General features: G+C 62.8%; 29 protein-coding genes. 17 read left to right on the top strand and 12 right to left on the bottom strand.

Going from position 1 to position 26,892, the window contains the following annotated elements; genetic code table 11:
- Nucleotides 1–31: 31 nt before the first annotated feature.
- Genes IF809_RS09845 through chrA form a run of 4 tightly spaced genes read left to right on the top strand, consistent with a single transcriptional unit; the run spans nt 32 to nt 2,423 of the window.
- On the top strand, nt 32–628 hold the full coding sequence (locus IF809_RS09845) for a superoxide dismutase (RefSeq protein ID WP_128966525.1): 597 nt from the start codon (nt 32–34) through the stop codon (nt 626–628).
- A 27-nt stretch (nt 629–655) separates the two neighbouring features.
- Nucleotides 656–829, top strand: coding sequence for a hypothetical protein (locus IF809_RS09850; RefSeq protein ID WP_164938720.1), 174 nt, complete (start codon nt 656–658; stop codon nt 827–829).
- A 2-nt stretch (nt 830–831) separates the two neighbouring features.
- A complete protein-coding gene (locus IF809_RS09855) occupies nt 832–1,239 on the top strand; it encodes a hypothetical protein (protein ID WP_164938719.1) in 408 nt (135 codons plus the stop codon).
- Nucleotides 1,239–2,423, top strand: a complete 1,185-nt coding sequence (chrA, locus tag IF809_RS09860; protein ID WP_462837468.1) for a chromate efflux transporter — start codon at nt 1,239–1,241, stop codon at nt 2,421–2,423. The genes IF809_RS09855 and chrA overlap by 1 nt, the downstream gene beginning before the upstream one ends.
- Nucleotides 2,424–2,468: 45 nt before the next feature.
- On the opposite strand, the gene IF809_RS09865 is transcribed toward chrA, so the two are convergent.
- Together IF809_RS09865 and IF809_RS09870 are read right to left on the bottom strand one after the other, a co-directional pair.
- Complete coding sequence (locus IF809_RS09865; RefSeq protein WP_462837469.1) at nt 2,469–2,810, bottom strand: hypothetical protein; 342 nt, start codon at nt 2,808–2,810, stop codon at nt 2,469–2,471.
- 286 nt (nt 2,811–3,096) lie between these two features.
- Nucleotides 3,097–3,387 carry a hypothetical protein gene (locus IF809_RS09870; RefSeq protein ID WP_244659355.1) on the bottom strand — a complete coding sequence of 97 codons (291 nt, stop codon included), beginning with the start codon at nt 3,385–3,387 and terminating at the stop codon, nt 3,097–3,099.
- Between the two features lie 717 nt (nt 3,388–4,104).
- Between IF809_RS09870 and IF809_RS09875 the strand changes: the two genes are divergently transcribed.
- Nucleotides 4,105–4,320 (top strand): hypothetical protein, encoded by a 216-nt coding sequence (locus IF809_RS09875; RefSeq protein ID WP_128966522.1) that lies wholly within the window; start codon nt 4,105–4,107, stop codon nt 4,318–4,320.
- A 623-nt stretch (nt 4,321–4,943) separates the two neighbouring features.
- A complete protein-coding gene (locus IF809_RS09880) occupies nt 4,944–5,417 on the top strand; it encodes a P-loop nucleotide/nucleoside kinase family protein (RefSeq protein WP_462837470.1) in 474 nt (157 codons plus the stop codon).
- 78 nt (nt 5,418–5,495) lie between these two features.
- On the opposite strand, the gene IF809_RS09885 is transcribed toward IF809_RS09880, so the two are convergent.
- From IF809_RS09885 to IF809_RS09905, 5 genes are all read right to left on the bottom strand, one after another.
- Nucleotides 5,496–5,849 (bottom strand): cupin domain-containing protein, encoded by a 354-nt coding sequence (locus tag IF809_RS09885; RefSeq protein WP_453978687.1) that lies wholly within the window; start codon nt 5,847–5,849, stop codon nt 5,496–5,498.
- Nucleotides 5,850–6,123: 274 nt separating this feature from the next.
- On the bottom strand, nt 6,124–7,152 hold the full coding sequence (locus IF809_RS09890; RefSeq protein ID WP_128966519.1) for an ABC transporter permease: 1,029 nt from the start codon (nt 7,150–7,152) through the stop codon (nt 6,124–6,126).
- Nucleotides 7,153–7,164: 12 nt separating this feature from the next.
- Entirely contained in the window at nt 7,165–8,667 is a 1,503-nt protein-coding gene (locus tag IF809_RS09895; RefSeq protein WP_462837471.1) for a sugar ABC transporter ATP-binding protein, read from the bottom strand.
- Nucleotides 8,668–8,690: 23 nt separating this feature from the next.
- Nucleotides 8,691–9,713, bottom strand: a complete 1,023-nt coding sequence (locus IF809_RS09900; protein ID WP_462837472.1) for a sugar ABC transporter substrate-binding protein — start codon at nt 9,711–9,713, stop codon at nt 8,691–8,693.
- A gap of 124 nt (nt 9,714–9,837) precedes the next feature.
- Nucleotides 9,838–10,242 (bottom strand): globin, encoded by a 405-nt coding sequence (locus IF809_RS09905; RefSeq protein WP_462837473.1) that lies wholly within the window; start codon nt 10,240–10,242, stop codon nt 9,838–9,840.
- Nucleotides 10,243–10,722: 480 nt separating this feature from the next.
- On the opposite strand from IF809_RS09905, the gene IF809_RS09910 reads away from it, so the two are divergent.
- The 8 genes from IF809_RS09910 to IF809_RS09945 all read left to right on the top strand — a co-directional run bounded on the left by IF809_RS09910 (nt 10,723) and on the right by IF809_RS09945 (nt 19,852).
- Nucleotides 10,723–11,100 carry a DUF2946 family protein gene (locus IF809_RS09910; protein ID WP_164938715.1) on the top strand — a complete coding sequence of 126 codons (378 nt, stop codon included), beginning with the start codon at nt 10,723–10,725 and terminating at the stop codon, nt 11,098–11,100.
- A gap of 87 nt (nt 11,101–11,187) precedes the next feature.
- On the top strand, nt 11,188–13,647 hold the full coding sequence (locus IF809_RS09915; RefSeq protein ID WP_462837474.1) for a TonB-dependent receptor: 2,460 nt from the start codon (nt 11,188–11,190) through the stop codon (nt 13,645–13,647).
- A gap of 41 nt (nt 13,648–13,688) precedes the next feature.
- Nucleotides 13,689–14,207 (top strand): copper chaperone PCu(A)C, encoded by a 519-nt coding sequence (locus IF809_RS09920; protein ID WP_128966514.1) that lies wholly within the window; start codon nt 13,689–13,691, stop codon nt 14,205–14,207.
- 31 nt (nt 14,208–14,238) lie between these two features.
- A complete protein-coding gene (locus tag IF809_RS09925; protein WP_128966513.1) occupies nt 14,239–14,757 on the top strand; it encodes a YcnI family copper-binding membrane protein in 519 nt (172 codons plus the stop codon).
- A complete protein-coding gene (locus tag IF809_RS09930) occupies nt 14,757–16,319 on the top strand; it encodes a copper resistance CopC/CopD family protein (protein ID WP_128966512.1) in 1,563 nt (520 codons plus the stop codon). The genes IF809_RS09925 and IF809_RS09930 overlap by 1 nt, the downstream gene beginning before the upstream one ends.
- A 147-nt stretch (nt 16,320–16,466) precedes the next feature.
- The gene (gene proS, locus IF809_RS09935; protein ID WP_128966511.1) at nt 16,467–17,786 is read left to right on the top strand and encodes a proline--tRNA ligase; all 1,320 of its coding nucleotides are present in this window, start codon (nt 16,467–16,469) and stop codon (nt 17,784–17,786) included.
- A 73-nt stretch (nt 17,787–17,859) separates the two neighbouring features.
- Nucleotides 17,860–19,140, top strand: coding sequence for a lipoprotein-releasing ABC transporter permease subunit (locus IF809_RS09940; protein WP_128966510.1), 1,281 nt, complete (start codon nt 17,860–17,862; stop codon nt 19,138–19,140).
- A 7-nt stretch (nt 19,141–19,147) separates the two neighbouring features.
- Nucleotides 19,148–19,852, top strand: coding sequence for an ABC transporter ATP-binding protein (locus tag IF809_RS09945; RefSeq protein WP_128966509.1), 705 nt, complete (start codon nt 19,148–19,150; stop codon nt 19,850–19,852).
- A gap of 130 nt (nt 19,853–19,982) precedes the next feature.
- On the opposite strand, the gene IF809_RS09950 is transcribed toward IF809_RS09945, so the two are convergent.
- Nucleotides 19,983–21,062, bottom strand: coding sequence for a quinone oxidoreductase family protein (locus IF809_RS09950; RefSeq protein WP_164938713.1), 1,080 nt, complete (start codon nt 21,060–21,062; stop codon nt 19,983–19,985).
- Nucleotides 21,063–21,175: 113 nt separating this feature from the next.
- Here IF809_RS09950 and IF809_RS09955 point away from each other — a divergent pair, with 113 nt between their 5' ends.
- The gene (locus IF809_RS09955) at nt 21,176–21,949 is read left to right on the top strand and encodes a helix-turn-helix transcriptional regulator (RefSeq protein ID WP_128966507.1); all 774 of its coding nucleotides are present in this window, start codon (nt 21,176–21,178) and stop codon (nt 21,947–21,949) included.
- Between the two features lie 71 nt (nt 21,950–22,020).
- On the opposite strand, the gene IF809_RS09960 is transcribed toward IF809_RS09955, so the two are convergent.
- Together IF809_RS09960 and IF809_RS09965 are read right to left on the bottom strand one after the other, a co-directional pair.
- Nucleotides 22,021–23,277, bottom strand: a complete 1,257-nt coding sequence (locus IF809_RS09960; protein WP_128966506.1) for a hypothetical protein — start codon at nt 23,275–23,277, stop codon at nt 22,021–22,023.
- A gap of 98 nt (nt 23,278–23,375) precedes the next feature.
- The gene (locus IF809_RS09965; RefSeq protein WP_128966505.1) at nt 23,376–24,311 is read right to left on the bottom strand and encodes an AraC family transcriptional regulator; all 936 of its coding nucleotides are present in this window, start codon (nt 24,309–24,311) and stop codon (nt 23,376–23,378) included.
- 111 nt (nt 24,312–24,422) lie between these two features.
- Between IF809_RS09965 and IF809_RS09970 the strand changes: the two genes are divergently transcribed.
- Nucleotides 24,423–25,175, top strand: a complete 753-nt coding sequence (locus IF809_RS09970; RefSeq protein ID WP_128966504.1) for an SDR family oxidoreductase — start codon at nt 24,423–24,425, stop codon at nt 25,173–25,175.
- Between the two features lie 33 nt (nt 25,176–25,208).
- Here the strand turns inward: IF809_RS09970 and IF809_RS09975 are convergent, their stop codons facing one another.
- Together IF809_RS09975 and IF809_RS09980 are read right to left on the bottom strand one after the other, a co-directional pair.
- Complete coding sequence (locus tag IF809_RS09975; protein ID WP_128966503.1) at nt 25,209–25,460, bottom strand: DUF3551 domain-containing protein; 252 nt, start codon at nt 25,458–25,460, stop codon at nt 25,209–25,211.
- 1 nt (nt 25,461) lies between these two features.
- A complete protein-coding gene (locus tag IF809_RS09980) occupies nt 25,462–25,770 on the bottom strand; it encodes a DUF3551 domain-containing protein (protein WP_128966502.1) in 309 nt (102 codons plus the stop codon).
- A 253-nt stretch (nt 25,771–26,023) separates the two neighbouring features.
- Here IF809_RS09980 and IF809_RS09985 point away from each other — a divergent pair, with 253 nt between their 5' ends.
- Nucleotides 26,024–26,743, top strand: coding sequence for an outer membrane protein (locus IF809_RS09985; RefSeq protein ID WP_128966501.1), 720 nt, complete (start codon nt 26,024–26,026; stop codon nt 26,741–26,743).
- The last annotated feature ends 149 nt before the right edge of the window (nt 26,744–26,892 follow it).

The following is a 26,892-nucleotide window of genomic DNA, read 5'->3' on the forward strand; positions in this document are numbered from 1 at the left end:
GCCGGCAAGAAGACGCACAGGAGCCGAGGCAATGTCCTACCAGGTCAAACCGCTGCCGTTCGATCCGAAATCGATCAGCGGCATCTCCGAGAAGGTTCTCGTGAGCCATTACGAGAACAATTACGGCGGTGCCGTGAAGCGGCTCAACGCGATCGGCGCGCAACTCGCCGAATTGGACTTTGCCAAGGCGCCGAACTTCATCATCAACGGCTTGAAGCGCGAAGAGCTTATCGCGATGAATTCGATGATCCTGCACGAGATCTATTTCGACAGCCTCGGAGGCGCGAGCGGGCCGGGCGGTGCACTCGCCGAGGCCATCGTGCGCGACTTCGGCAGCATCGAGCGATGGCGGGCGGAGTTCTCTGCGATGGGCAAAGCGGAGGGCGGTGGATCGGGTTGGGTGATCCTGTCCTATTCGCCGCGCAGCAAGCGGCTCGTCAACCAATGGGCTGCCGACCATACCACGACGCTTGCCGGCGGCCGCCCCGTGCTGGTGCTCGACATGTACGAGCATGCCTATCACATGGACTTCGGTGCGGCGGCGGCCCGCTATGTCGACATCTACATGGAGGCCATTCGCTGGGACAACGCCTCCGCACTCTACGATCAATATGCGAGGGAAAGCTGAGGAGGAGACATGACGGGGAAATTGCGGATGAGAAATCTTGCTGTCACGCTGTTCGCGCTGGCAGGCCTGCTGGCCAGCGAACATGCTGACGCGCAGACCTGCAAAGTCTGCGCCGAACAGCGCGCGGCATGCATGAAGAATTACGCCGGTCCGGCCTGCAAGACCGAGTACCAGATGTGTCTGAAAGCCTGCAAGAAGTGAGAATGGCGGAATCGAACGGCCCATTTGCGAGCTGCCTCGTCGCGGCACTCGCGACCGGCATCGGCGGACTGGTCACCCTCGATGCGGGCTCTGTCATGGCGGCAAATCTTCGCAAGCTGAGCGGGGCGGAAATTCGCAACGGCTTCGCCGGGAAGCAGCTGACGGACGAGGTTCATTATCGGCTTGTCTATGAGAAGGACGGGACGCTGCGAAGCTTCTCGATGGGCGTGAAGAAGACAGGCAAATGGGTCGTCGAAAAGGACCAGCTTTGCCTTTATCTCGGAGAGAACGACGACGGCTGTTACCAGGTGACGCGCAGCGGCGATCAGATCGAATTGATCCCGATGGGACTCGGCGGACCGCTCGATGGCATTTTGCAGCCAGCATTCTACGACAAGGGGGACAAGTGATGACGACGACAACGACGACGACCGAACGCGGCGGAATGGGCGAAATGGTTCGCTATTTCCTGCGACTTGGCTTTCTCGGCTTCGGCGGGCCGGTCGCCCTCGTTGGTCAGATGGAGCGCGAGCTCGTCAGCGACAAGAAGTGGCTCACCAAAGAGCAGATGCGCGAGACCATCGCCATCTGCCAGTCGCTTCCCGGTCCGCTCGCAATCCAGGTCGGCATCTTCATTGCTTATTTGCGTTGCGGCTTCTGGGGCGCCTGGGCCGGCGGCTGGGCGTTCATTCTGCCGAACTTCGTCATCGTCGCTGCCCTTGGCGCGCTCTATGTTCATCTCGGGGATCTCAAGGCGGTGACCGGCATCTTCTATGGCGTCAGCCCGGCCGTGATCGCATTGATCCTGCATTCCTGCTATCGCCTCGCCAAGCTCGGCATGGAAGATTGGCTGCAATGGGCGATCGCCGCGGTCTGCCTCGCCGTGACGGTGATCCTGAAGGCGGAGGTCGCATTTCTGTTCATCGGGGCAGGGATCGTCGGGATCATCTATTACGGCAACATCAAGCGTGCGCCGGTTGCCCTTCAGCTTGCGGTGATCCCCGCGGCGGCCACCGGTGTCGCGCCGGCCGCGACCGGATCGACCTTGGGGAAGCTGCTGCTGTTCTTTCTCAAAGCGGGTTCACTGACGTTCGGCAGCGGCCTCGTGATCGTCCCGTTCCTGGAGCAGGGATTGGTGCAGCAATACGGCTGGCTCAACGAGCGCGAATTTCTGGTCGCGGTCGCGATCGGCATGATGAGCCCCGGGCCGGTGGTGATCACGGCCACCTTTGTCGGCTACCTGGTAGCAGGCTTTTGGGGGTCGCTGATCTCGACGGTCGGGATCTTCCTGCCTTCCTTCCTGCTGGTCCTGATCGTTGCGCCCTTGCTGGCGCGACACCGCAACAATCCGAACGTGCAGGGGTTCGTGAAGGGCGCGTATGCGGCGGCGATCGGAACCATTCTGGGCGCATGCTTCCTGCTCGGCAAGATCGCGATCGGCGACTGGCTGACCGCGCTGATCGGCATCGTCTCGCTCGCCGTGCTGTTCCGCTGGAAAATCAGCAACCCCGCGCTGATTGCCGTCACGGCCGTTATTGGGCTGATCGCCTATCCGGTTCTTCAGCCGGAATGGGTGCTCACCGGGCTGAAATGAGATGACCAGGCTGCGAATACAGCGCTGGCGGGCTCGCGTGTGGCGTCACCTCGTGGCTGCCTTCCTCGACAACCATGAACACACAGCGGCCGGTACCGCTCCAACAAGCCCGACCATCAGAACCGAGAAGGCATCGCTGAACGGAAATCCGATGGAGAATGCCGCCACGTAGCAGAGAGCGGCTCCCGCGACGGTCGTTGCCCAGAGCCGGGTCTGCCACCAGTCGATCGCAGCCACGAGCCAGGAGGGAATGACCGCGATAATGTAGGCCGATTGGAGCGCGTTCAGGTCCATCAGACCAAAGCGTCCGGCGACCATGTCAGGCGTGTTGAAGACGACCAGCGCCAGCGGCGGAAAGAGGATCGTGAAGATCAGCAATCGCTTCATGCAACTCATTCCCGGATCGCTTGTCGCCGTTGCCAATGGCCTCGTTCAACCTGCCTCGTTTCAGCGCCAAAGTCGCAAGCCTCCGCATTTCATCTTCGAAGACGGTCTGCTCGCCGGCATCTGGTTCGATGAGGCAGAGCGATATTTGCTTTACGCTTTGCCGACCACGAGGATCAGGCGGCGGAGATGAAGAACAACCAAGCCTCCCACGTCGGCGCGATCGCCATGGGCATCCTCAAGCAGGAAGTCGGGATCGTGTTAGTCCTTCCGAATGCGCTTTAGGAGATCAAAGGCCCAACAGCCCCGATACGATCGGCATAAGGAAGAACAGCCCAATTCCTAGAAGCAACCCGATAATGAGTTTTGCAGTTCGTCCCTGAATCTTCGGCTCAAGCCAGGTCGCAAATTTCAGCCACAGGGAATACACGACGTCCCGAACAAAGGCGCCGACTATCGAGAAGAGCAACTCTCCAAAAAATTGGGCCATGCGTCCGGTTGGTCGCCCCAATCTCGTCCCGGGTTCAATCATTCCCATCGGCGGCTTTATAGCGCCATCTTCCTCGGCCGTGCGCGCCATCTTGGCCTAAGACCGAACGTCCTTACGCCCGGAATTGGCCCGTGGCTGACCTGAGCCTTAAGCGCAGAGATGTCCGCTCCGGGAAGATGACCGACCAGGGCATGCTGGCCTCCGAGGGCAGCCTTTGACCCTGAGCGGACAAGAATGTCCACTCGCTCGTGCGGTTCGGACATGGACGCTTAGTCTTGACCTCAGCTCTGGATTGCGTTTCTCCTTTAGTTAAACTTACGTCTCGATGAGGACGAAAAGCCTTGGGCCCTGTGTTCGATGTTTGGTTGGGAGGATCGGGAGTTCTGTGGCTGGTTCACCTCATGCTGCTGACCAAGATGCTCCAACACCGATTTCCTCGACGAGATCTAACATTTTGGGAATGGATGTCGCGCTCCCGCAGCGTTGCGTTTCTAACCGACCCCACAGACTTCGACTTGACCGGGCGTTTCTATCGCCGCTGGGCAATCCGCGTCGAAGCACCCCTACTGGTGTGGTTTGCGCTGGGCTTGATGATCCTATTCGTCAGCCAAATGCCATGATGCTGCGACGGATGATGCCTCGCGTGTCAGCTTGTGGCCCGTTGCTGACCTGAGCCTTGAGCGCAGAGATGTCCGCTCCGGGAAGATGACCGACCAGGGCATGCTGGCCTCCGAGGGCAGCCTTTGACCCATTGCAGACCTATGAGAGGTCTGCTCCTCTCTCTCTTTGTTGCTTTCGGAGACGATTATGGCGGGTGAGCGAGACAAGTATGGCCATCTGGTCGATCCAGCCGAACGATACCAAGAGTTCATGCTCCAGGTTTATGACCTTTGGTCGTTAGCCGAGGAATACGGTTATTCGAAAGAGGCTCGAGATATTCTCAACCAAGCCCGCCTCGTGTTTATGGATGAGTTTCAGGCTCGGCATCCAGATTTCGGGAGTGGCCGCGCGAAATGGAGGTAAGGCGGCCGCAGTTGGCGACTATCTTTTGTTTTCCAATGTCTCCTATTGGCCCGAGCAGACTTCGCAACTCACGCTTGCTATGAACAGGCGATGGCCCGAGAATCCACTTTGAGACAACGCCTTGCACTTGGTCTTCCTGACCTAACAGCAGAGGTCTACCTCTATCCAGCCGACGCAGGAGGGAGGAAGTCACCCGTCGGGCTCGGCTGGGGCTGTCCGTGCAGCATCACAAATAAGGCTCCAGTCGACGGTTGGGACGGCTATCCGCTGCTTCAAAGCGAAATGACGCCGGGCGAACGGCGAACGCTTGGCTTCGTTTTTCTATCAGGCGCAGAAGCTACTTCGGCACTCACTGCGAAGGGGAAGTTTTATCTTTGGGAGGCCGGCGTTATCGGCGAGGCCAACATCATTCGATAGAGCTCAGGTCGCCTGTTGGCCCATCTGCGACGTTGAAACGTGTCTGACGGAGGTCCGCTCATCGCGGCAGAGCGGACCAGATTTGCTCAACCTGAGTTCTTTGCGCTTTGACCCGAACCGGACATGTTTCCTTCCTCGGCGGTTAAGGAGGCTGGCTTACACGTTCTGATTGATTTAGGTGATCGCGGTCGTCTATTGGATTCTTCATGGCTACAGCTCACCGCCTTCATGGATACCTCGGTGCGGGAAGGACGACCTTTGCGCGCCGGTTGGAGGAAGAGCTTCCGGCTATCCGTTTCAGTCACGACGAATGGATGACCAGTTTGTACGGCGACGATCCGCCAATGGATCAATTTGCCGCATTTCATCAGCGCGTATCGGACCTGGTCGACAAAAACTGGACACGGTGTTTGAAACTTGGCTTAGACGGCGTGCTTGATTTCGGTTTTTGGTCGCGGCGCCAGCGTGATGAGACAGGGGCGACTGCTCTGGCGCTAGGCGCTCGCACGCGGCTCTACCATCTTGAATGCTCAGAAGACGAAGCGCGGCGCCGGGTCGATAAATGTAATGCGCATCTCGACGGAAGCCTCTTCATCGTCCGAAACACGTTCGAGATGCTCAAGAGCCGCTTTGAGCCGCTGGCAGACGACGAGGATCGGACCGAAATCGGGCAATGCTGACTTGGTTGCGATCAGGACGCCAGGCGAACGTGCTTGGCAGCAGATAGAATCGTCGGTGACGATCAGGATTCGTCAGGGTCAAGCGAGGATGCGAGGCGCAGCGGTCGCTTTGTCACCTGAGTTCGGCGTGCCCGTGGGTTCGATCAGCAGGATGTGCACTTCACCATGCGCCACGGGCCGGTGCTCGACTCCCTTCGGGACGACAAAAACCTCGCCGGGGTTGAGCCTGATCGTCCGATCCCGCAGCTCGATGTCGAGCGTACCCCTGAGCACGAGAAAAAAGTCGTCCGTGTCATCATGCTTGTGCCAGTGATACGGCCCCTCGAGCTTCGCCACCATGATGTCGTTGTCGTTGTAAACCGCGACAGTACGAGGCGAGAAACGCTCGGTGAAAGTGGTTAGCTTCTCCGCGAGATTTGCAGGTACGTTCATTGCATGACCTTGGACTGGAGGACCTGGCCCGCCTTTGCCATAGGCTGGCTGCGGCTGGAAGTGTGTGCTTGCGATGCTGGTGTTGCGCGCCCAACGGATGATCGGGAAGCGGGCGATCCTGCCGACGGCCCTTCGCGATGATGCCATCATGCTCCTGTTTTGCCCGACGTGTCAAACGCGGCTGAAGGCGCCGGCTCGCGTCGCTCCGCGCCGAATTCCCCAATGATTTGTACTGTGCATGGGGTTGTTTTCGCGACTTCGTTTTGGCGGCCGATCACTCCGCGGCTTTTTCTCTCAAGCGTTGCGCATAGACATTGATGACCAGGGCCGCCAGCAGGATCAGGCCGCGGATCAGGATCTTCAGGAAGCTGTCGATGTTGACGTGGTCGAGGCCGTTGTTGAGCACGCCGAGAACGAAGAGACCGACGATGGTGTTGCCGATGCCGCCGCGGCCGCCGAACAGGCTGGTGCCGCCGACCACGACGGCGGCGATGGAATCGAGCAGGTAGGTGTCGAACTCGTTCTGCTGCGCGCTGCCGAAATGGGCGACGCCCAGCATGCCGCCGATGCCCGAGCACACCGCGGAGATGATCATTACCGCGCCCAGGATGAGCTTGACGTTGAGACCGGAATATTCGGCCGCCTCGCGGTTGCCGCCGACCATGTAGACGTAGCGGCCGAAGCGCGTGTAGGTCAGCACCAGGTGGCCGCCGAGCAGCATGATGGCGGCGACGATGACGATCCAGGGGATGCCGCCGATCGAGCCGGAGCCGAGCGTCGAGATCAGGCTCGGCACCTTGTAGGCGATCTGGCCGCGCACCAGGAGCGCCGAGATGCCGGCTGCGATCTGCATCATCGCCAGCGTCATGATGAAGGAGGGGATGCCGATCACCGTCAGCCCCAGCGCGTTGACGAGGCCGAGCGCCGCGCAGAGCAGGATCGACAGGATGATCGCGACCGCGCCGGGCAGGGGGATGTTGGCGATGTTGACGTAGGATTCCTGCAGCGTGAAGTAGGCGACCGCGATGCCGGTGACGTTGGCGATGCTGGCGATCGAGAGATCGATCTCGGCGCAGAGGATCACGAAGGTGAGGCCGACCGCGATGATGCCGGTCACCGACACCTGGGTGAGGATGTTGCCGAGATTGTCGATCGTCGCGAAGGAGGGGCTGGCGAAGGCGAAGAACGCGGAGAGGAAGATCAGCGTCAGGAACGGGGCGATGTTGCGCATCTGCGAGCGCAGGAAGGACGCAAGGCCCCGTGCGCGCTGATCCGTCGCTGCTGCCGTCTCACTGCTCGCCATTGTGCTTCTCCGTCACGCCGCTTCCAGCAGGCGGTCCTTGCTGACCGGCTCGTTCTTGAATTCCCGCACCACCTCGCCGCGCTTGAGCACGAGGATGCGGTCGGCCAGCGACAGCACCGTTTCCGGCTCGGTCGACAGCACGATGATCGCGAGCCCCCTGGCGCGGAGGTCGCGGACGATGTTGATGACGTCGTTCTTGGCGCCGACATCCATGCCGCGCGTCGGCTCGCACAGCACCAGCAGCTTGGGCGGGTAGGTCAGCCATTTCGCCAGCGCGACCTTCTGCTGGTTGCCGCCGGACAGCATGCCGAGATCGAGGCCGACGACCGGCGGCCTGATCTGGAGCTGCTCGACCTGACGTTTGGCGATGTCGCGCTCCTGCGCGGGTTTGAGCAGCAGCGACGAGATGCGGTCGAGGATGCTGATCGAGATGTTCTTGTAGACCGGCTCCTGGTGAAACAGCATGGCGCGCCGGCTTTCCGGCACCAGTGCCACGCCCGCGCGCCGCGCCGCCGCCGTGCTGGTGAAGGTTTTCGGTGCGCCCTCGACGATCAGCGTGCCGGCGTCGGGCTTCAGCTTGCCGAACAGGATGCGCGACAATTCTTGTTGGCCGCAGCCCATGAAGCCGTAGATGCCGAGCACCTCGCCCGCGCGCGCCTCGAACGAGACGTCCTTGAGGCTGCGCGCCAGCGACAGCTGGTCGACCTTCAGCACGACCGAGCTGTCACTCGGCCGCGGCAACATGAGATCATCTGTGTAGCTGTGCTCGAGCGCTTCGCCGCCGCGGCCGATCATGGCCTCGATCAGCGCGCCCTTGCTGGTCGCGTCGCTCGCGGTTTCCGCGACCTTCCGCCCGTTGCGGAACACGGTGACCGTGTCGGAGACGCGAAGGATGTCCTCGATGAAATGCGAGATGAAGACGATGGCGGTGCCTTGCTCGCGCAGCCGCCGCAGCGTCGTAAACAGCCGCTCGACCTCGGGTGGGGAGAGGGCGGAGGTCGGCTCGTCCAGGATGACGATGCGCGCGCCGGAGAACAGCACGCGGGCGATCTCGATCAGTTGCTGGAGCCCGATCGGCAGGTCGCCGAGCCGTGACATCGGATCGACGTCGATCCCGAAGCGGGCGAGCTGCTCGCCGGCCTCGCGTCCCATGCGCCGCCACTGCACGAGGCCAAGGGCGTTGGTCGGCTGATTGCCGAGGAAGACGTTCTCGGCGACGGTGAGATCGGGTGCGACCGAGAGCTCCTGATGCACCATGGCGATGCCGGCCGTGTGCGCGTCGCGCGCCGAGCGGAAGTGGGTCTCCTGGCCGTCGATCAGGAAGCGACCGGAGAACTCGGTGTGCACGCCGGCGATGATCTTCATCAGCGTGCTTTTTCCCGCGCCGTTCTCGCCGACGAGACCGTGGATCTCGCCGGGGAGAAGCGCGAAGTCGACACCGCGGAGGGCTTCGACGCCGCCGAAGCTCTTCGTGATGCCCTTCAGTTCCATGATGGGCTGACGACCCTCAGGCATGCAAGTTCAGGTCTTGGAGGATTTCAGATCAGGAAATGGTCTTCCATCCACTGCATCCCGGGGGCATTGGCCTTGGTCACGACAGGACCGTCGGTGACGACGTTCTTGGGGATACCCTGGCCGCTCTTCTCGCCGCCGACCACAGCCGCGACGCCGGCGATGATCGCGCCGCCGTGGATGCGGCAGGACGGATTGCGGACGGTCGCGAACATCCGGCCCTCGCTGACCGCCTGGATCGCGGGCGGCATCGCATCCACGCCGCCGATCAGGATGTTGGTGCGGTTGTGGGCTTTCATGATGTTGGCGGCGGCCAGCGCCATGTCGTCGTTGTGGAAGAACGCGGCGTCGATCTGCGGATACTTCGTCAGATAGGTTTCCCACAGCCGCGCCGTTTTGGAGACGTCCCAATCGGCCGGCTGGGTGTCGAGCACCTCGATGCCAGGGAATTGCTTGACCACCGAGTTGAAGCCCTTGGCTCTTCCTTGCGCGCCGGTGTGGCCGAGCGCGCCCTGGGTCATGATGATCTTGCCCTTGCCGCCCATCGCGTTGCACAGCGCCTGTGTCACCGAGGCGCCCATGAATTCGTTGTCGGGAGCGAGGAAGGAGTGGACGTTGATCTGGTCGAGCGGTGCAATCAGCGTATCCATGTCGATGACGGGCGTGCCGGCGTCGATCATCTTCTGCACGGGTTGGGTGAGGGTGCCGATGCCGAAGGCCTGGATCGCGACGAAATCCCATTTCTGCGAGGCCATGTTGTCGATCGCCGCGCGCTGCTTCACGGCGTCGAGCTGGCCGTCGAACCAGGTGACTTCGACATTAAACAGCTTGCCCCAGAATTCCGCTGCCTGCTTGCCCTGTGCGCACCAGGTGGCCTGGAGGCCTGCGTTGGAGAACGCCGCCTTCAGCGGCTTCTCGCTCCGTCCGACTTCGGCGGCAAGTGCCGGGTTTATGCCCATGCTGCCGAGGATGGCAGTCGCGGCGCCGGCGGTCGCAGCCGCCTGAAGAAGATCGCGCCTCGTCGTCGAGAAATCTTTCGTCCCGGACATCGCTCGCTCCCATATATTTTGTCGTCGGCGCGTCATTGATTGCGCAACCGAGGCGCAAAGTGTCTCACAAGAGTTGGTGTCACTCAACAGTGGGATCGCAGCAGCGGTGGTGCAGCGCGAAGAACTACGCTGTAATGCGGGCGAAAGCTTCGATCGCGACGAGCAGCCGATCCCAGGCCCGCGTCATTTCGGGCGACCATTCATCGCCGAAGAGGTCGTGCAGCGTGTCCCTGATGATGCCGAAGAAGGCGACGAACAATTCGCGCGGCGTGCCATAGGCCTCGTGTGAGGCGATCTCGCAGGCAATCAGGCGGAAATGCCCGCGGCGCTCGCCGGCGAAGTCGAGGATCGCTTCGATCGTCAGCGCAAGCATCGATCCCATCACGAGCTCGCTGCCGTGCGACCGGAACATCGCCCGCGTTTCAGGACGCTCGCTGAACAGCCGTTGATAGACGAGGGGCGTGAGGTCCGCGCAGCGCAAGGCTGCGAGTTCAAAGCTTTGTTCAATCGGATTGGACGACGCGCTCACCGGCGCATCAGCCGCGCAGGCAAAAAAAGAGCGGGGCCCTGGCCCCGCTCAAAAATTGTGTCGACCCTATTATCCCCGATTCTAAGATTTGATCTTGATTGGCGGGGCGACGCTGCGTTTTGCGCGTCAGGGGCTCCTCCCGAGACTTGGACCACCAGACTTCGACCTCGCGGTCAGGCCTGAGCAAGAAGGATGCTAGATCAACTTTTCTCACTTGTCATCATTTTCGGCAACGATTGTTCAAAATATGAGCGGCTGACGCAACGATAGGCCTTTTTTCGTGTAAGTATATGACAAATATAGGAAAATGTGTGGGTCCGCATCCGATGGGCCAGGTTTTGACCTGCCTCAAATGCTGGACTGCAGTCCGTAGTGAACTGTCATAGCCACGATTCCTGAGAAAACTTGCGCTGGGCCAAGAAGGCGACGGAACCGATCTCGACTCGGAATGGGGGCGGTGTTTAATTAGCAGACGAACGAATGGTTCGGCAGATGCGCTCACGGCTGCAAAAATTCCTACCGGTCGTCCTGCTCGCCCTGGCGATGCAGGTACTGGCGCCGATTGCCGCCTGCTGGGCGGCCGGCCAGGCCGTTGCCGATCCGCTTGCCGCCGGCGGCATTTGTCACAGTATTAGCGACCCGAGCGACCAGAACGGTTCGCCCGCTGCACCTGCCGGCGCCTGCGCTCTGTGTTGTCTTGCGCAGGCCAGCGCGTCCTTCGATTCGCCGCCGTACACGCTACTCTCCGTTCCGCTCCGCCACGCGGAGCGCATAGTGTGGCGTGAAGCGGACGCTTCCCTGCTTGCGGCCCATAAGGGCTCGAGCGCCCAGGCGCGGGGACCTCCCTCCTTTTCCTGACGATGACCCTCGTGATCGCTTCCGTTCATCGGTTGACGATTGATGTTGTCGAATGGCCGGAAACAGAACCGGCGTCAGGAATGCCCCATGTTATCCCGTCATGCCCGTTGCGGCGTGAGCATCGTTGCCGCTCAGGCGGCGCTGCTTGCCTCATCGAGTGGCGTTTTCGCCCAGAACAGCGCGCGAGAATTACCTGCGGTGACCGTCGATGCACCCGCGACGCTGAAGCCCAAGCCGCGCAGGGCGGCGGTGCAAACGGCTGGCGCCAGGAGAAATTCAACAAAGCCGACTGTCGAGCGGTCGGCTTCGGTCGCTGCGGCCAACGAGCAGGGCGCGGGCAGTGCCCGTGCGTCGCTCGATCAGCCACCGGCAGTGGCGCGCTATCAGCTGCCGCAGCGCTCGTTCAGCATCACGGCAAAGCAGGTAGATGAGATCGTCAACCTCAAGGACCCCGAGGACGCCGTCAAATACATGCCGAGCCTGTTTGTCCGGAAGCGCAATGACGGAGACAATCAGGCCGTGCTTGCGACGCGAAGCTGGGGCCTGAACTCGGGCGCGCGCTCGTTGATCTATTACGACGACCTGCTGGTCTCGGCGTTGATCGGCAACAACAATTCCGGTGCCTCGCCGAAATGGAATCTGATTTCGCCCGAAGCGATCGGGCGGGTCGATTTCCTCAACGGTCCGTTCGCCGCCGCCTATCCCGGCAATTCGATCGGCGGCGTTCTGCTGATCACGTCCAAGATGCCCGACAAGCCGTTTGCGGTGGCGAAGGAAACCGTCTCGGTGATGCCGTGGAATCAATATGGCACCAAGGACGTCTATATAACCAGCCAGACCAGCACTGCCGCTGGCAATCGCGAGGGCAAGCTGTCCTGGCTGGTCAGCGCGAACTATCTCGACAGCCATCAGCAGCCGTTGAGCTACACGACGAATGCCTCGTTCCCGGCCGGCACGACCGGCGGCTTTGCCGCGCTCAACAAGACCGGGGGCGTGGCCAACGTCGTGGGCACCGGTGCCCTGGCGCACTCAGAGCAGACGTCCGGCAACTTACGGGTCGCTAACGATGTCACACCATGGGTGCAGGTAACTTACTCGCTCGGCATCTGGAACAATCACCAGACCTCCGATCCTCAGACCTATCTCAAATCGACCGCGACGGGCTTGCCGACGTTCGGCGGCATCAGCAGCTTTGCGAACAGCAGGTACACCTGGGATCAGCTCCACATGAGCAACGCGGTCTCGCTCAAGAGCGATACCAAGGGTGTGTTCGACTTCGATCTTGCGGCCTCGAGCTACAACTATCTCCAGGACAGCTTGGTCAATCCCTTCACTGTGGTGCCGTCGCCGGGCCTTGGCTATTCGTTGAATGGCAAAGTGACGCGAATGGACGGCACCAACTGGCAGAACGCCGACGCCAAGGGCATCTGGCGTCCGTTCGGCATCGATGGCCCGCATGAAATCAGCTTTGGCGTGCATGGTGACCGCTACCGGCTGGAGAACCCGGTCTACGCCTCGACCGTCTGGTTCAATGCGCCCGGGACCGGCAACGGCCAGCTCTATTCGACCGGTGTCGGAGAGACGCGCACCGAGGCCCTGTGGGTGCAGGATGCCTGGAAGATCACGCCAATCGTCAAGCTGACGCTCGGCGGCCGATTGGAAAGCTGGCAGGCGGTTGAAGGCTTCAACCTCAACACCACGACAACCAGCGCCGGCGTCGTCACGTCGGCAGTGCCAACTTGGCAGCCGGGCCTCTCCTCGACCAATTTCTCGCCGAAAGCATCGCTATCGTTCGACCCCAACAAGGACTGGAACGTCACCGCGAATTTCGGCGAAGCCTACCGCTATCCGACGGTGACCGAGCTCTACCAGAACATCAGCGTCGGCGGCGTCACCTATCTGGCTAATCCGCTCTTGTCGCCGGAACAGGACTTCACCGGCGAGCTCAACCTTGAACGGCGCTGGGTCAACGGGCGGGTACGGCTGACTGTTTTCAGCGAGCGGACCAACAATGCGTTGATCTCACAATCAACCACGGTGACCGACGCAAGTGGGGCGCAGTCTGTGCAGACAGCCGTCAGCAACGTCGCGGCGATACGTATGCAGGGTATCGAATTGTCGGCCGACAAGGACAATGTACTGGTGAGCGGCCTACAAGTCTTCGGCAGCGTCACTTACGTCGATTCCAGGATCGTCTCCGACCCGAACTGGAAAGGGCCAACCAACGTGGTTGGCAAGCGCGTGCCTTTCGTGCCCGATTGGCGCGCCAAGTTCGGCGTTACCTACCGGCCGAATGACAGCTGGGCCTATACGGTCGCCGCGCGCTACAGCGGCAAGCAGTATTCGACGCTGGACAACTCGGATATCATCCCGCACGTCTACGGCGCCTTCGATAACTTTTTCGTTGTAGACTTGAAGATCCACTACAACGCGACGAAGAATTTCGCGTTCGACTTCGGCATCGATAATCTCTTCAACGAGCAGTATTTCCTGTTCCATCCGTTCCCGGGACGAACTTTCGTTCTCGCGGGCAAGTACTCGTTCTGACGGGTGGGACACTCGCAATGACAACAAGGAAGGCAATCAGAATGAACCCTCTCTCACGTTTCTTCGCGCTCTCGGCCCTCTCGGCCGTTGTAATCGTAACCCCCGTCCGCGCCGACGACGTCAAGGCGGGCGATCTCGTGATCTCGCAGGCCTGGAGCCGGGCGACACCTGGAGGTGCCAAGGTCGCCGGTGGCTTCCTGACCATCGAGAACAAGGGGACCGCGCCCGACAAGCTCATCGGCGTCTCAGCAGAGATCGCAGGAAAGGCCGAAGTCCATGAGATGGCGACCGAGAACGGCGTGATGAAGATGCGTCCCGTGGACAAGGGCCTCGTCATCGAGCCCGGCAAGACCGTGAAGCTCGCGCCCGGCGGCTATCACCTGATGCTCCAAGATCTGAAGGGCCCCTTCAAGCAGGGTGAGAAGGTGCCCGTTACACTCGAGTTCGAGAAGGCCGGCAAGGTCTCCGTTTCGCTGGACGTCCAAGGTGTCGGCGCTCAGGCACCCGGTGGTGGCGCCATGATGAAGAAAATGCCCGATCATTCGGGAATGAAGATGTGACGCGTGTGATCCAATCTCGGGGAGATCGAGCATGTCGAAGATACCCTGGCTGATCCTGCTCGCTGCAGTTGCCGCATCGCCCACGGCGGCGCACGTCTATCTGGAAGGCAAGCAGGCCACGGTCGGTGCATCCTACAAGGCCGTGTTCGCCGTGCCCCACGGCTGCGCCGGCTCGCCGACGGTCAAGCTCCGCGTGCAGATCCCCGAAGGCGTGATCGCGGTGAAGCCGATGCCGAAGGCCGGCTGGAACGTCGATGTCATCGAGGGCGAATACGCCAGTGAATACGATTATCACGGCAATAAGCTCTCCTCGGGCGCAAAGGAAGTGGTCTGGTCCGGCGGCAAGCTGCCGGACCACAATTACGACGAGTTCGTCCTCAGCAGCTTCCTCACCGACAGCCTGAAGCCGAACACCACACTTTATTTTCCGGTCGTGCAGGAATGCGAGAAGGGAATCAGTCGCTGGATTGAAATCCCTGCGGAGGGAACAGCGCATCCGCATGAGGACAAGTCGCCGGCGCCCGGTGTAAAACTGCTGCCCAAGCCATAATGCGTCTTCTCGCTGCGCTTGCGACGCTGCTTTTCCTTGTTGGCACCTCGACGGGCGCATCAGCGCATGCCGCGCTGATCTCGGTCGAGCCAGCGAGCGGTAGCATCCTTGCCAGCGCGCCGAGGGCGGTGGAACTGCGTTTCAACGAGGCGGTCGTCCCGGGCGCGATCCAGTTGATCGACGGCGCGGCCAGGGCGCGTGACGACGCGCGCGTCACGGTGTCGGGCGAGAGCATTTCAGTTGCCATGCCGCCGGACCTGCCGCAGGGCACTGCGGTCGTGAGCTACCGGGTGATCTCGCAGGACGGCCATCCCGTCGCGGGATCGGTGATCTTCTCGGTCGGCGCGCCGACCGCTACGCAACCTCCAGCCAATCCGGATGGAAGGTTGAACGCGCTGATCTGGCTGTCGCGGATCGGGGTCTATCTTGGCCTTTTTGTCGGCGTTGGCGGCGTGTTCTTTGGCCGCTGGATTGCGTGGTCGATGACGGGTATGAGCCTGCCGCGCACGGCGCTCCTCGTGGGGCTCCCAAGCACCGTTGTCTCTCTCGGCGTGTTGGGTCTCGATCTCCTCGGTCTGCCGCTTGCGTCGTTCATGACGATGGCTCCTTGGACGATCGCGTTTGCAACCAGCGCCGGTCCGGCTTTGCTCGTCGCCATCGCAGCGATGCTGCTCGCGCTGATGGCGCTAGGCCGCGCGTGGTATGCGCGCGCCCTTGCGGCCATCGCATTCGCCGGTGTCGGCCTGTCGCTCGCCATGACCGGGCATGCCGCAACCGCGTCGCCTGAAACGTTGACGCGACCGGCGGTCTTCGTCCACGGGCTCGCTGTCGCCTTCTGGATCGGCGCGCTGGCGCCGCTTGCGGCGCTCCTGTCGAAGCCGAATCCGGCGGTGCTGCCGCTCCTGAATCGCTTCTCGCGTATCGCCGTGCCGGTGGTCGCCGCGCTCGCACTGACCGGCCTCCTGCTTGCGGTCATCCAGCTCGAAGAGCCACGAGCACTGGTCGAAACGAGCTACGGCCTCATTCTCTCGGTCAAGCTCGCGCTCGTCTTGTCGTTGCTGGCGCTTGCCGCGCTCAATCGTTATCGGCTGACTCCGGCGCTAGCAAAGGATCACGCGGCCGCGCCCGTGCTCAAGCGCTCAATCCTGCTCGAATGCGGAGTCGCGCTCGGCATCCTTGCCGTCGTCGCTGGCTGGCGCTTCACCCCGCCGCCACGGACCATTATTCCCGAGACGCCACTGGCAATCCATATCCACACCGACAAGGCGATGTTCCAGGTGTTGGTGTCTCCGGGCAGGGCCGGCGTGGATGATTTCGTGCTCCAGCTCATGACCGGGGAGGCGGCACCGCTGCAGGCCAAGGAAGCGACGCTGACGCTGAGCCTGCCGGAGCGCGGCGTCGAGCCGATGGAGCGGGAGGCTGAACTCGGGCCCGACGGCTATTGGCACGTGCGCAAGGTCGAGTTGCCTTTTGCCGGCCGCTGGCACATGCGGATCGACGCGCTGGTGACCGACTTCGAGAAGATTACGCTCGAGGACGACCTCGAGGTCGCCCCGCGGTAAGTTGGCAGGGTTCAAGTCGGACATGAAGTCGACGGAAAAAATGACAGGAATTCCGTCGTGTTAGCAGGTTTTCCTCATTCCCGGTCTTGTGTTTTCGCTCCCAATCCGGTTTCACTGCAACTCCTCACTGATTCCCAGAGTAACGCCATGCGGTTGTCGCGGTTCTTTCTGCCCATCCTGAAGGAAAATCCGAAAGAGGCTGAGATCGTCTCGCATCGGCTGATGCTGCGCGCTGGCATGATCCGGCAGGAGGCTGCGGGCATCTATGCCTGGCTGCCGCTCGGCTTCCGGGTGCTCAAGAAGATCGAGCAGATCGTGCGCGAGGAGCAGGATCGGTCCGGTGCGATCGAGGTGCTGATGCCGACACTCCAGCTCGCCGACCTCTGGCGCGAGAGCGGCCGTTACGACGCCTACGGTCCGGAGATGCTGCGCATCGCGGACCGCCACAAGCGCGAGCTCTTGTACGGACCGACCAACGAGGAAATGATCACCGAGATCTTCCGCGCCTACGTCAAGTCCTACAAGAACCTGCCGCTGAATCTCTACCATATTCAATGGAAATTCCGCGACGAGCAGCGTCCGCGTTTCGGCGTGATGCGCGGCCGCGAATTCCTGATGAAGGACGCCTATTCGTTCGACCTCAACGAGGCTGCCGCGCGCGTCGCCTACAACAAGATGTTCGTCGCCTATTTGCGCACCTTCGCGCGGATGGGGCTGAAGGCGATCCCGATGCGCGCCGAGACCGGTCCGATCGGCGGCGATCTCAGCCACGAGTTCATCGTGCTTGCGGAGACCGGGGAATCCGGCGTGTTCATCAATCGCGACGTGCTGGATCTGCCGGTGCCGGGCGAGGATGTCGACTATGACAGCGACCTCACGCCGATCATCAAGCAATGGACCTCCGTCTATGCCGCGACGGAGGACGTTCATGACGCCGCACGGTTCGAGCAGGAAGTCCCTGCCGAGAAACGCGTGAACACCCGCGGTATCGAGGTCGGGCAGATTTTCTATTTCGGCACGAAGTATTCCGAGCCGATGAAGGCGATGGTCGCCGGTCCTGATGGCGTCGACGTGCCGATCCATGGCGGCTCGTACGGTGTCGGCGTGTCGCGCCTGCTCGGTGCCATCATCGAAGCCTGCCATGACGACGCCGGCATCAAATGGCCGGAGGCGGTGGCGCCATTCCGCGTCGCCATCCTCAACCTCAAGCAGGGCGATGCGGCGGTCGATGGCGCCTGCGAGAAGCTCTATGCCGAGCTCACCACCAAGGGCGTCGACGTGCTCTATGACGACACCGACCAGCGCGCCGGCGCCAAATTCGCCGCCGCCGACCTGATCGGCATTCCCTGGCAGATCATGATCGGGCCGAAGGGGCTGGCCGACGGGAAGGTCGAGATCAAGAAGCGCAGTGACGGATCCCGCGAGACCATGTCGCCAGCGGACGCGGTCGCGCGCCTGGTCGGCTGAATATTGTTCATCGCCCGATACCGCGGCCGCCAATCCGGCCACAATTGACCCCGAATCATGGGATTATCGAGCGATGGATGAAACCATGACCGAAACCGTACAAACCGCGCCTTTCGCGCCCTTCGAGTGGATGCTGTCGGCGCGCTATTTGCGGGCGCGCCGCAAGGAGGGATTCATCTCGGTCATCGCCGGGTTCTCCTTCCTCGGCATCATGCTCGGCGTCGCCACGCTGATCATCGTGATGGCTGTCATGAACGGCTTCCGCAAGGAGCTGCTCGACAAGATCCTCGGGCTGAACGGCCACATCCTGGTCCAGCCGCTGGAATCCCCGCTGACCGACTGGAAGGACGTCGCCGAGCGTATCAGCCAGGTCGAGGGGATCCGGCTCGCCGCACCGGTTGTCGATGGCCAGGCGCTGGCGTCATCGCCCTGGAACGCATCCGGCGTGCTGGTGCGCGGCATCCGCTCCGACGACCTCAACAACCTCACCTCGATCGCCAAGAACATCAAGCAGGGCTCGCTCGAGGGCTTTGACGACGGGCAGGGCGTCGCGATCGGCCGGCGCCTCGCCGACCAGCTGTCGCTCCATGCCGGCGACAGCGTGACGCTGGTGGCGCCGAAGGGCGCAGTCACCCCGATGGGCACCACGCCGCGCATCAAGCCGTACAAGATCGTCGCCGTGTTCGAGATCGGCATGTCCGAATACGATCTCGGCATGGTTTTCATGCCGCTGGCCGAAGCGCAGGCCTATTTCAACCGCAGCAACGACGTCACCTCAATCGAGGTGTTCACCACCAACCCCGACAGGATCGACGTCTTCCGCAAAGCGGTGACGGAGGCGGCGGGCCGGCCGGTGTTCCTGGTCGACTGGCGCCAGCGCAACTCGACCTTCTTCAACGCGCTCCAGGTCGAGCGCAACGTGATGTTCCTGATCCTGACCATGATCGTGCTGGTCGCGGCGTTGAACATCGTCTCCGGCCTGATCATGCTGGTGAAGGACAAGGGCAGTGACATCGCGATCCTCAGGACGATGGGGGCCTCGCAAGGCTCGATCATGCGGATCTTCCTGATCACCGGGGCCTCGATCGGCGTGGTCGGCACGCTGGTCGGGTTCTTCGTCGGCCTCGTGATCTGCCTCAACATCGAATCGATCAGGCAATTCCTGTCCTGGCTGACCTCGACCGAATTGTTCTCGCCGGAGCTCTATTTCCTGTCGAAGCTGCCCGCTGAGATCGACGTCGGCGAGACCACGGCCGTCGTCATCATGGCGCTGACGCTATCGTTCCTGGCGACGCTCTATCCGTCGTGGCGTGCCGCGCGCCTCGATCCTGTCGAAGCGCTGCGGTACGAGTGAGGGGCTGATGGAGCAGCAGCAGGGGGCGGAAGATGTACCGGTCATCTATCTCCACGAGATCAAACGGCAGTATCTGCAGGGCGAGGCGGCGCTGACGATCCTCGACAACGCCAAGCTGGCGCTGTGGGCGGGTCAGTCGGTCGCGCTGGTCGCACCGTCAGGCTCGGGCAAGTCGACGCTGCTGCACATCGCAGGGCTGCTCGAGGCGCCCGATTCCGGCGAGGTCTATGTCAACGGCGCGCCGACCTCGCAGCTGCCCGACATCGAACGCACCCAGCTCCGCCGCAGCGATATCGGCTTCGTCTACCAGTCGCACCGGCTCTTGCCGGAGTTCTCGGCGCTGGAGAACGTCATGCTGCCGCAGATGATCCGCGGCCTGAAGAAGTCCGAGAGCGTCAAGCGCGCCAAGGAGATCCTCGGCTATCTCGGCCTCGGCGACCGCATCACGCACCGGCCCGCCGAACTGTCGGGCGGCGAGCAGCAGCGCGTCGCGATCGCGCGCGCGGTCGCCAATGCGCCGCGCGTGCTGCTGGCGGACGAACCGACCGGCAATCTCGATCCGCACACCGCCGACCACGTGTTCCAGGCCCTGATGCAGCTGGTCAAGGCGACCAAGGTGTCGATGCTGATCGCGACCCACAACATGGAGCTCGCCGGCCGCATGGACCGGCGCGTGTCGCTGTCGAACGGCCAGGTCATCGAGCTCGAATAACAAAATCGCGAAAACAACCCCATGCACAGTAGACCGCCATGGCCGTCTGCATCAGAGGCAAGGTCCTTCAACCATTTGAGATGTCGGACGAACCCGCTGCGACGGCGCATCGCCGCAGCGGGCAGGCCACTTAAGGCCTGATCACCGTCAGTTTGAACGGCCCGCTATTGGCGGCGGCATGCGCGACGGCCTCGTTGACGTGGTCGAGGTCGAAGTTCGTCGTCTGGTATTCGTCGAGCCGCAACAGCCCCGCGCGCACCAGGCCGATCAAACGCGTGGCCGCATCCGGCGGATACATCCAGACGCCGTGGATGGAGATGCAGTTGCGCATAATCCAGGGGTAGGGCAGTTCCAGGCCGGCGCCGCCCGCCATGCCGACGCCGCCCATCAGCGCGACGCGGCCGTAGGCGCGCACCGTCATCACCGCCGCCCGCACCACGCTGGGAGCTACCGAAGGCGGCATGATGTCGAGCACGCAGTCGATCGGGCTTCCTGCCGCTCGCTTCATCGCCTCGCGGTCATCATCCTCGTTGCCGGTGAGCCTGACCGGCTTCACCCGCGCGCCGAAGCGACGGACGAGATCGGCCAGAACCGCCTCGTTGCGGCCGGGCGTCACCACGCAGGCTGCGCCCATCGCGAGCGCGACGGAAACCGCGGCGCTGCCGAAATTGCCGGTGGCCCCGCTCACCAGCACGGTCTCGCCCGGCTGAAGCTTCGCGGCGAGAAAGCCGCCATAGGGCACCAGCGCCGTCCCCAGCGCGCACCATTGCGAGGCTTCCTCCGACGTGATCTGGCCGAGCTTCTTCACGTTCTCGGTCGGCACGCGCATCTGCTCGGCGTACGAGCCGTGGCGAAAATGCTGTTGCAGGCGCATGCCGCCGGGCCCGGCGGCCGTGAGCCCCTGCAGGGCGATATCGGGCGCCACGACATCGTCGCGCGAGCGCACGGTCGGGTCGCAGAACACCCAGTCGCCGACGCTAAGCTTGGTGGCGTCAGGACCGATCGCGCGCACCCGGCCGATGCCGCCGGGGCCGGGGATGATCGGCAAATCGAGGGCGTAATTGCGCATCCCGCTGAAAACCTCGTTCATGTAGGACAGGACGCGGGTGGCGACGACGTCCACGATGACCTCGCCGGTGCCGAGCACCGGCTCCGGAGCGTTCTCGACCACGAGCGGCGATCCCAGGGATTTGAGTACGGCAGCTTTCATGATGTTCACCTCAAAGTCTGATGATACCCATATGCGGCGCCCTTGAAGGGACAGGAAGGCCTGGTATTATCCTAGTATTCCAAGGGCCCTCCATCCATTCCGGGGAACACGCCATGGCCGATCCGCGCCGCGTCGAATTCGGCGATTTCCTCCGCTCCCGCCGCGAAAAGCTGTCGCCGAAGTCGGTCGGACTTCCGACCGGCCAGCGGCGGCGCACCGCAGGTCTGCGCCGCGAGGAGGTCGCCCAGCTCGCCGGCATCGGCGTCGACTGGTATATCCGCCTCGAGCAGGGCCGAACCGTCAGCCCGTCCGTCACCACGGTCGACGCGCTGGCGCGTGCGCTGCGCCTCAGCAAGACCGAGCATGCGCACCTCAAGGACCTTGCGCGCGACGGCGATCGGCGTCCCTTCACCCGCGAGGTGGTGCCGCCGCCCATTCTGCGCCTGGTCGAGAGCCTGCCGCATCCGGCCTACATCACCGGGCGGCGCTGGGACGTCTTGGCCTGGAACGAAGCCGCCGAGGAGATCTTTGCCTTCGGCCGCTTGCCGGAAGAGGATCGCAACACGCTGCTGTTGATGATGACCAACAAGAAGACCCGCAAATCCTACGGCGCAGGCTGGGCGGATGTCGCCAAACGCATGGTCGCGATGTTTCGCGCCACGCATGACGTGTGGGCAGGCGATCCCGCCTTTGCGGAATTGCTGACGCGCCTGCGCGAAGGCAGCCCCGAATTCGTCAAATGGTGGGGCGCGCACGAGGTCCACGGCACCATGTCGGGCCGCAAGACCATGACCCATCCGACCAAGGGCGTGCTGCATTTCGAGCACACGAGCTTTCAGGCCAATGACGATCCCGCGCTGAAGCTCGTGATCTACACGCCGGTGTAGGGCATAAGGGGTCGCAGCCCTGCGGGTCGGGTTCGACTTCACGAGGGCTGGCATTGGGACACGTCGCCGGCCTATTGCGACGGCGCAGCCGGCGTTGCGGTGCCCTTCGGCAGGGGAATTGTCGTCGAAGGACTCTTCGCAGCGGGCGTCGCCGGCGGGCATGATGCCGCGAGCTGCGTCCACGCCGACGGCAGGCCCGTGGCGTCGATGTCGAACCTTGTCGTGTCTGCCGTTTCGTCGGGCTTCTGCGTCATCTCCCGGACATGCAGGGAGCGGGATGCCATGATCGCCCTGAACGTGCCGAAATCGAGGGACCCGCTCCACATTTCGTATTTGCCGGTTCGAGTCGGAAATCCGCCGGCTTCCTCATTGGGAGCGGCGTCCGCCGTCATCATGAGGGTGCGTTTGCCGACCGCAGCCGCATCGATTTCGGCGGCGAACATCAACGGCACGCGGTTCTTGTTGTCGCAATAAAGTCGCCATTCCATCATTCGGAACGACGGGCCGTTTTCGTTCTTCAGCGTTGCGAACTTGCTGACGTACGGCCGGGTTCCTTTCTCCAGTCGCCACGTCGTCTCGGCAAGGGGACGCGTGTCGATGCCGAAGCGGTAGAGCTCGGCGCGTGTCAGGATATGCAGGTTCTCGAATTTCACGGTCCGGATCAGATCATCAAGCTCGCCCCTGATCCCCATCGCTGCGATATACGCAGTGCGGTCGCGGTCGGCAGTTGCCGTGCGGCGCTGCCGGAGCTCGGCGATCAATCCGGGAGGTGGGTTGCCGTGAATGGCAAGCACGAGCCTGGAATTGTGGACCGCCAGCGCGGCGTCGGGGGCCACCTCGCGCGAGGTCGCGCCGAGGAACAGGTAAGCGCAGGCCGAATTGCACATCGCATGATAGGTGGTGAGCTCGGCCTCGATCTCGCCGCCGGCGTTCTTCGTCTTGAGGCACGCAGCATCCACTTGCGCGTCTGCGGCGCATGCCGTCGCGATCGTCCGGCCGACCCGCGCGACCGCCTTGCGGCCGCGCAGCAGCCGGCCGATGAGATAGGACTGCTCCACGTTGCCGCCGGGCGAATGAAGGTAGATCGGACGCTGCATGTTCTTGACGCCGGCGAGGAAGCGGCGAACGCGGGACGCTGCGTTTTCGTCGATCTCGCCCTCGATGGCGATCCAGCGGTCGCAGTCGGGCCCGCAGGCGTCGGGCGCTCCCTTGGCCGGATAGATCGTCAGCCTCGAGGCAAATCCGGCTTTCTCGGCCGCGGCCTGCTCTGCGCGCAACGCGCCGGGGATCGTCAGTGAGACCACGAGGAGCGAGATGCGGGCGAGCATGAAATGAGCCAACCGGACGCCGATGCAGGACACGCGTTTACGCTACAGGAGGATTGGAATAGCCACAACTTTCAGTGGCAAGCTCGAGATGCCTGAGTTTACTGTAGCGACCGCCTCGTGGCGGCCCTGGCGTCGGCGTGCCCCAGGCGAGCGTAACGGGCGGGCGGCGCGCCTGCGTGACGGGCGAACGCGACACTGAAGGCGCTTGCCGAGCCATACCCCACCCGTTCGGCCACTTGATCGATGCCGAGGTCGCGCTCGCGCAGCAGCTGCTTGGCCAGCGCCATGCGCCAGGCCAGCAAATACTCCATTGGCGGCAATCCAACGGTGCGACTGAACCTGGCAAAGAAAGCAGAGCGGGAGAGGCCGGCCTCCATCGCGAGCTCGGCCACAGTCCAGGGATGTTCGGGCCGTGCATGCATCGCGCAGAGCGCTGCGGCGAGACGCTGATCGGCAAGCCCGCGAGAGAGTCCCGGTGCCGATGCTGTTCCTGCGCCGCACCGCAAGGCCTCGATCAGGAGTACCTCCAACAACCGCTCGAGCACGAGCTCTCGCGCCGGCCGCCGCGCGCGGGTCTCGTCTCCAACGAGCTGCATCAGGGTCACCAGTCGGGGCTCGCCGCGTGCGAGCACCATCTGAGGCAACAAGGAAACGAGCAGGGCCGATTCCGGCGAGCCGAACGTACAATGCCCGATACGCATGCGCAGATCTGCCGCTCCGTCCTGACGGCCGACGCGGAAATGGCCATCGCTGATCTCCGTTGGCATAGTGACGGATCGGCCAGGAGGCGGGGCCAGGCTCTCATTGACGAGATCGTGGACGGCGGGAACGAGCACAAAATCGCCGGCCTCGAGCGCCACGGGCGGTTGACCGTCGACGATCAAGCGGCAACGTCCTTCCAGGATGGCGAAGTAGAATGGTTCGCCGGTGCTGCGTCGGTGAATTCGCCAAGCGCCCGCGCACTCCACAAATTTGGAAAAGCGCGCAGTCGGCTGCAGCAATGTGACAATCTGGGCGAGGGGATCGATGGTCATGGCAGGGGACGCGCTGGCAGGACTGACGCTAAAGAAATCGAGACTCTGAATTATATCACGTCCTACGCGGCGCCTCTATCACCAGGCAGTTCTTTGCTTCTGGAGGTGCCTATGCAGAGCGTGTTGATCACCGGTTGCTCGTCGGGCTTCGGCCTCGAGACCGCGAAACTGTTCCTCGATCGGGGCTGGGAGGTGGTGGCGACGATGCGTACCCCGCGCGCGGAGCTGCTGCCTGCTTCGGAGCGCCTGCGCGTGCTTCCACTCGATATCGCCGATCCCGACAGCATCGCTCGCGCGGTCGCCGCGGCCGGACCGATCGACGTACTCGTCAACAATGCCGGTTTCGGCGCACCGGTCCCGATCGAGCTCACGACGGCTGCGACAGCACACGCGCTGTTCCAGACCAACACGATGGGCACGCTCGCCATGACCCAGGCTGTGTTGCCGCATTTTCGCAGGCGCCGGGCGGGCGTCATCATCAACGTCACATCGACGGTCACGCTCAAGCCTCTGCCCCTGGTGGGCGTCTACAGGGCAAGCAAGGCGGCGGTGAATGCCTTCACCGAGTCGTTGGCGGCGGAGGTGACGCCGTTCGGGTTGCGCGTTCATCTCGTCCTCCCAGGACGTTCGCCGGAGACTCGCTTCGGCGATAATGCGCGCCCGCACCTGCGCGGCCTCGACGATCCCGACTATGCGCCGCTGATCGAGGGTTTCGTGGCGAGCGTCCGCAATAGCACTGGTCCGGTGACGCACGCGCCTGATGTCGCGGCGGCGATCTGGCGCGCGGCGACCGATCCGTCAGCGCCGCTGCATATCCCCGCAGGAGCCGACGCCGAGATTTGGATGGCGGAGGCGCGCTGCTGATCGAGTTGGTCTGTCCGCACGCGAGCACGCGCCTTATCGGCGGCGTGTCTCGCGCGGCGCTACAGGTTTCTTGTGCGCGAAATACGGATTCACGACACAGCTCGCGGAGCGGCCGACGGCGAGAAATTTGCACTGATCCAGCGTGCCGTAGCGGCAGTCGAGATAGCCGACGGGGCCGTAGATCTGCATGCAGACCGGATAGTTGGGGTCGTAGGTCTGCGCGTGCGCAGCGCCGCCCGCGAGCACTGCACCCACCGCGGCCAGCATGAGGCAGGTGCTGCGCATCTCAGCGCAGCCCGGAATAGACCGGCGTCCGCGCGCGCGGTCGATTTGGGTAAGCGTAGGGATCGTCGCTTTGACCTGCAAAGTACGGATTGGCGATGCAGGTCAGCGCGCGTCCGGACGAGCTCGCCTGACATTGCGCATAGCTGTCGAACGTGCAGTTGCTGAGCCCCGGCCATTCATCGCCCGTGAGACAAAACGCGTGATGAGTTCCGAAAGCGCGTGCCGGTGTGCTTTCGCTCATCATGAACGCGAATGTGGCGAAGGCGAGCGAAAATGTGGCGGCAATGAGGAGAGCAGTTCGTGCACGCATCTGTCTTCTCTCTTCACGAGAATGTGCGCGCGACGTTGTTACGCGCCTTTGCAGGATAGATCCTGTGATCCAGCTTGGAACTCAGGAAAACTCTTGTTTCATAGGGTTTCCAGCGCGCTCAGGTAAACATCGATTAACGCAGCAAAGCCCTTTGGCTTCGACTGTTGCGTCGGAGTTACAGCAATTCCGTCGATCGCTGCTAAGACGTCGCCGTGGCCCGGGGGCCTCACGACGAAACTGGAACGGGATTCAAATGAACAAGAATTTGTTGCTTGCTGCTGTGAGCCTTGTCGCGATCAGCGCGACTGCGCCGGCGCTGGCTGCTGACCTCGCTGCGCGGCCTTACACCAAGGCGCCCGCGATGATCGCTACCGTCTATGACTGGAGCGGCTTCTACATCGGCATCAACGGTGGTGGCGCTTCGGCCCACACGACCTGGGATCAGCTCGCACCGCTGGTCGGCGGCGAAGGTTCGCACAATGCGACGGGCGGCACGGTCGGTGGCCAGGTCGGCTATCGCTGGCAGTCGGGGCAGTGGGTGTTCGGCGTGGAAGGCCAGGGCAACTGGGCCGACTTCTCCGGCGACAACGTCAGCGGTCTCACCGGCTTCACCGATCGCTCCAAGATCGATTCGTTCGGTCTGATCACCGGTCAGGTCGGCTACGCCTGGAACAACGTCCTGCTCTACGCGAAGGGCGGTGCGGCTGTGGTCGGCACCAAGAACGAGCTCCGTGCGGGCGGCGTGACCTTCGCGTCCAACAGCGACACCCGTTGGGGCGGCACGGTCGGCGCGGGCCTCGAATTCGGCTTCGCTCCGAACTGGTCGGTTGGCGTCGAGTACAACCACATCTTCCTGTCGGACAAGGACGTCACCTTCGCCGGCTTCCAGACCGACCGCATCCGTCAGGACGTCGACATGGGCCTCGTCCGCCTGAACTACAAGTTCGGCGGCCCGCTCGTCGCGCGCTACTGAGAACAGTCGCTCGGGATCGAGCGATCGTCGAAAGCCCCGGCCTTGCGCCGGGGCTTCAGACCGCTGACAAACCCCGTCGATTTTTCGGCGGGTTTTTTGTTTGGAGAAGGCTTGAGGCCGGTTTAGGCCGGAGCATGCCGAGGGGTGAG

The organism is Bradyrhizobium sp. UFLA06-24, assembly GCF_054967145.1.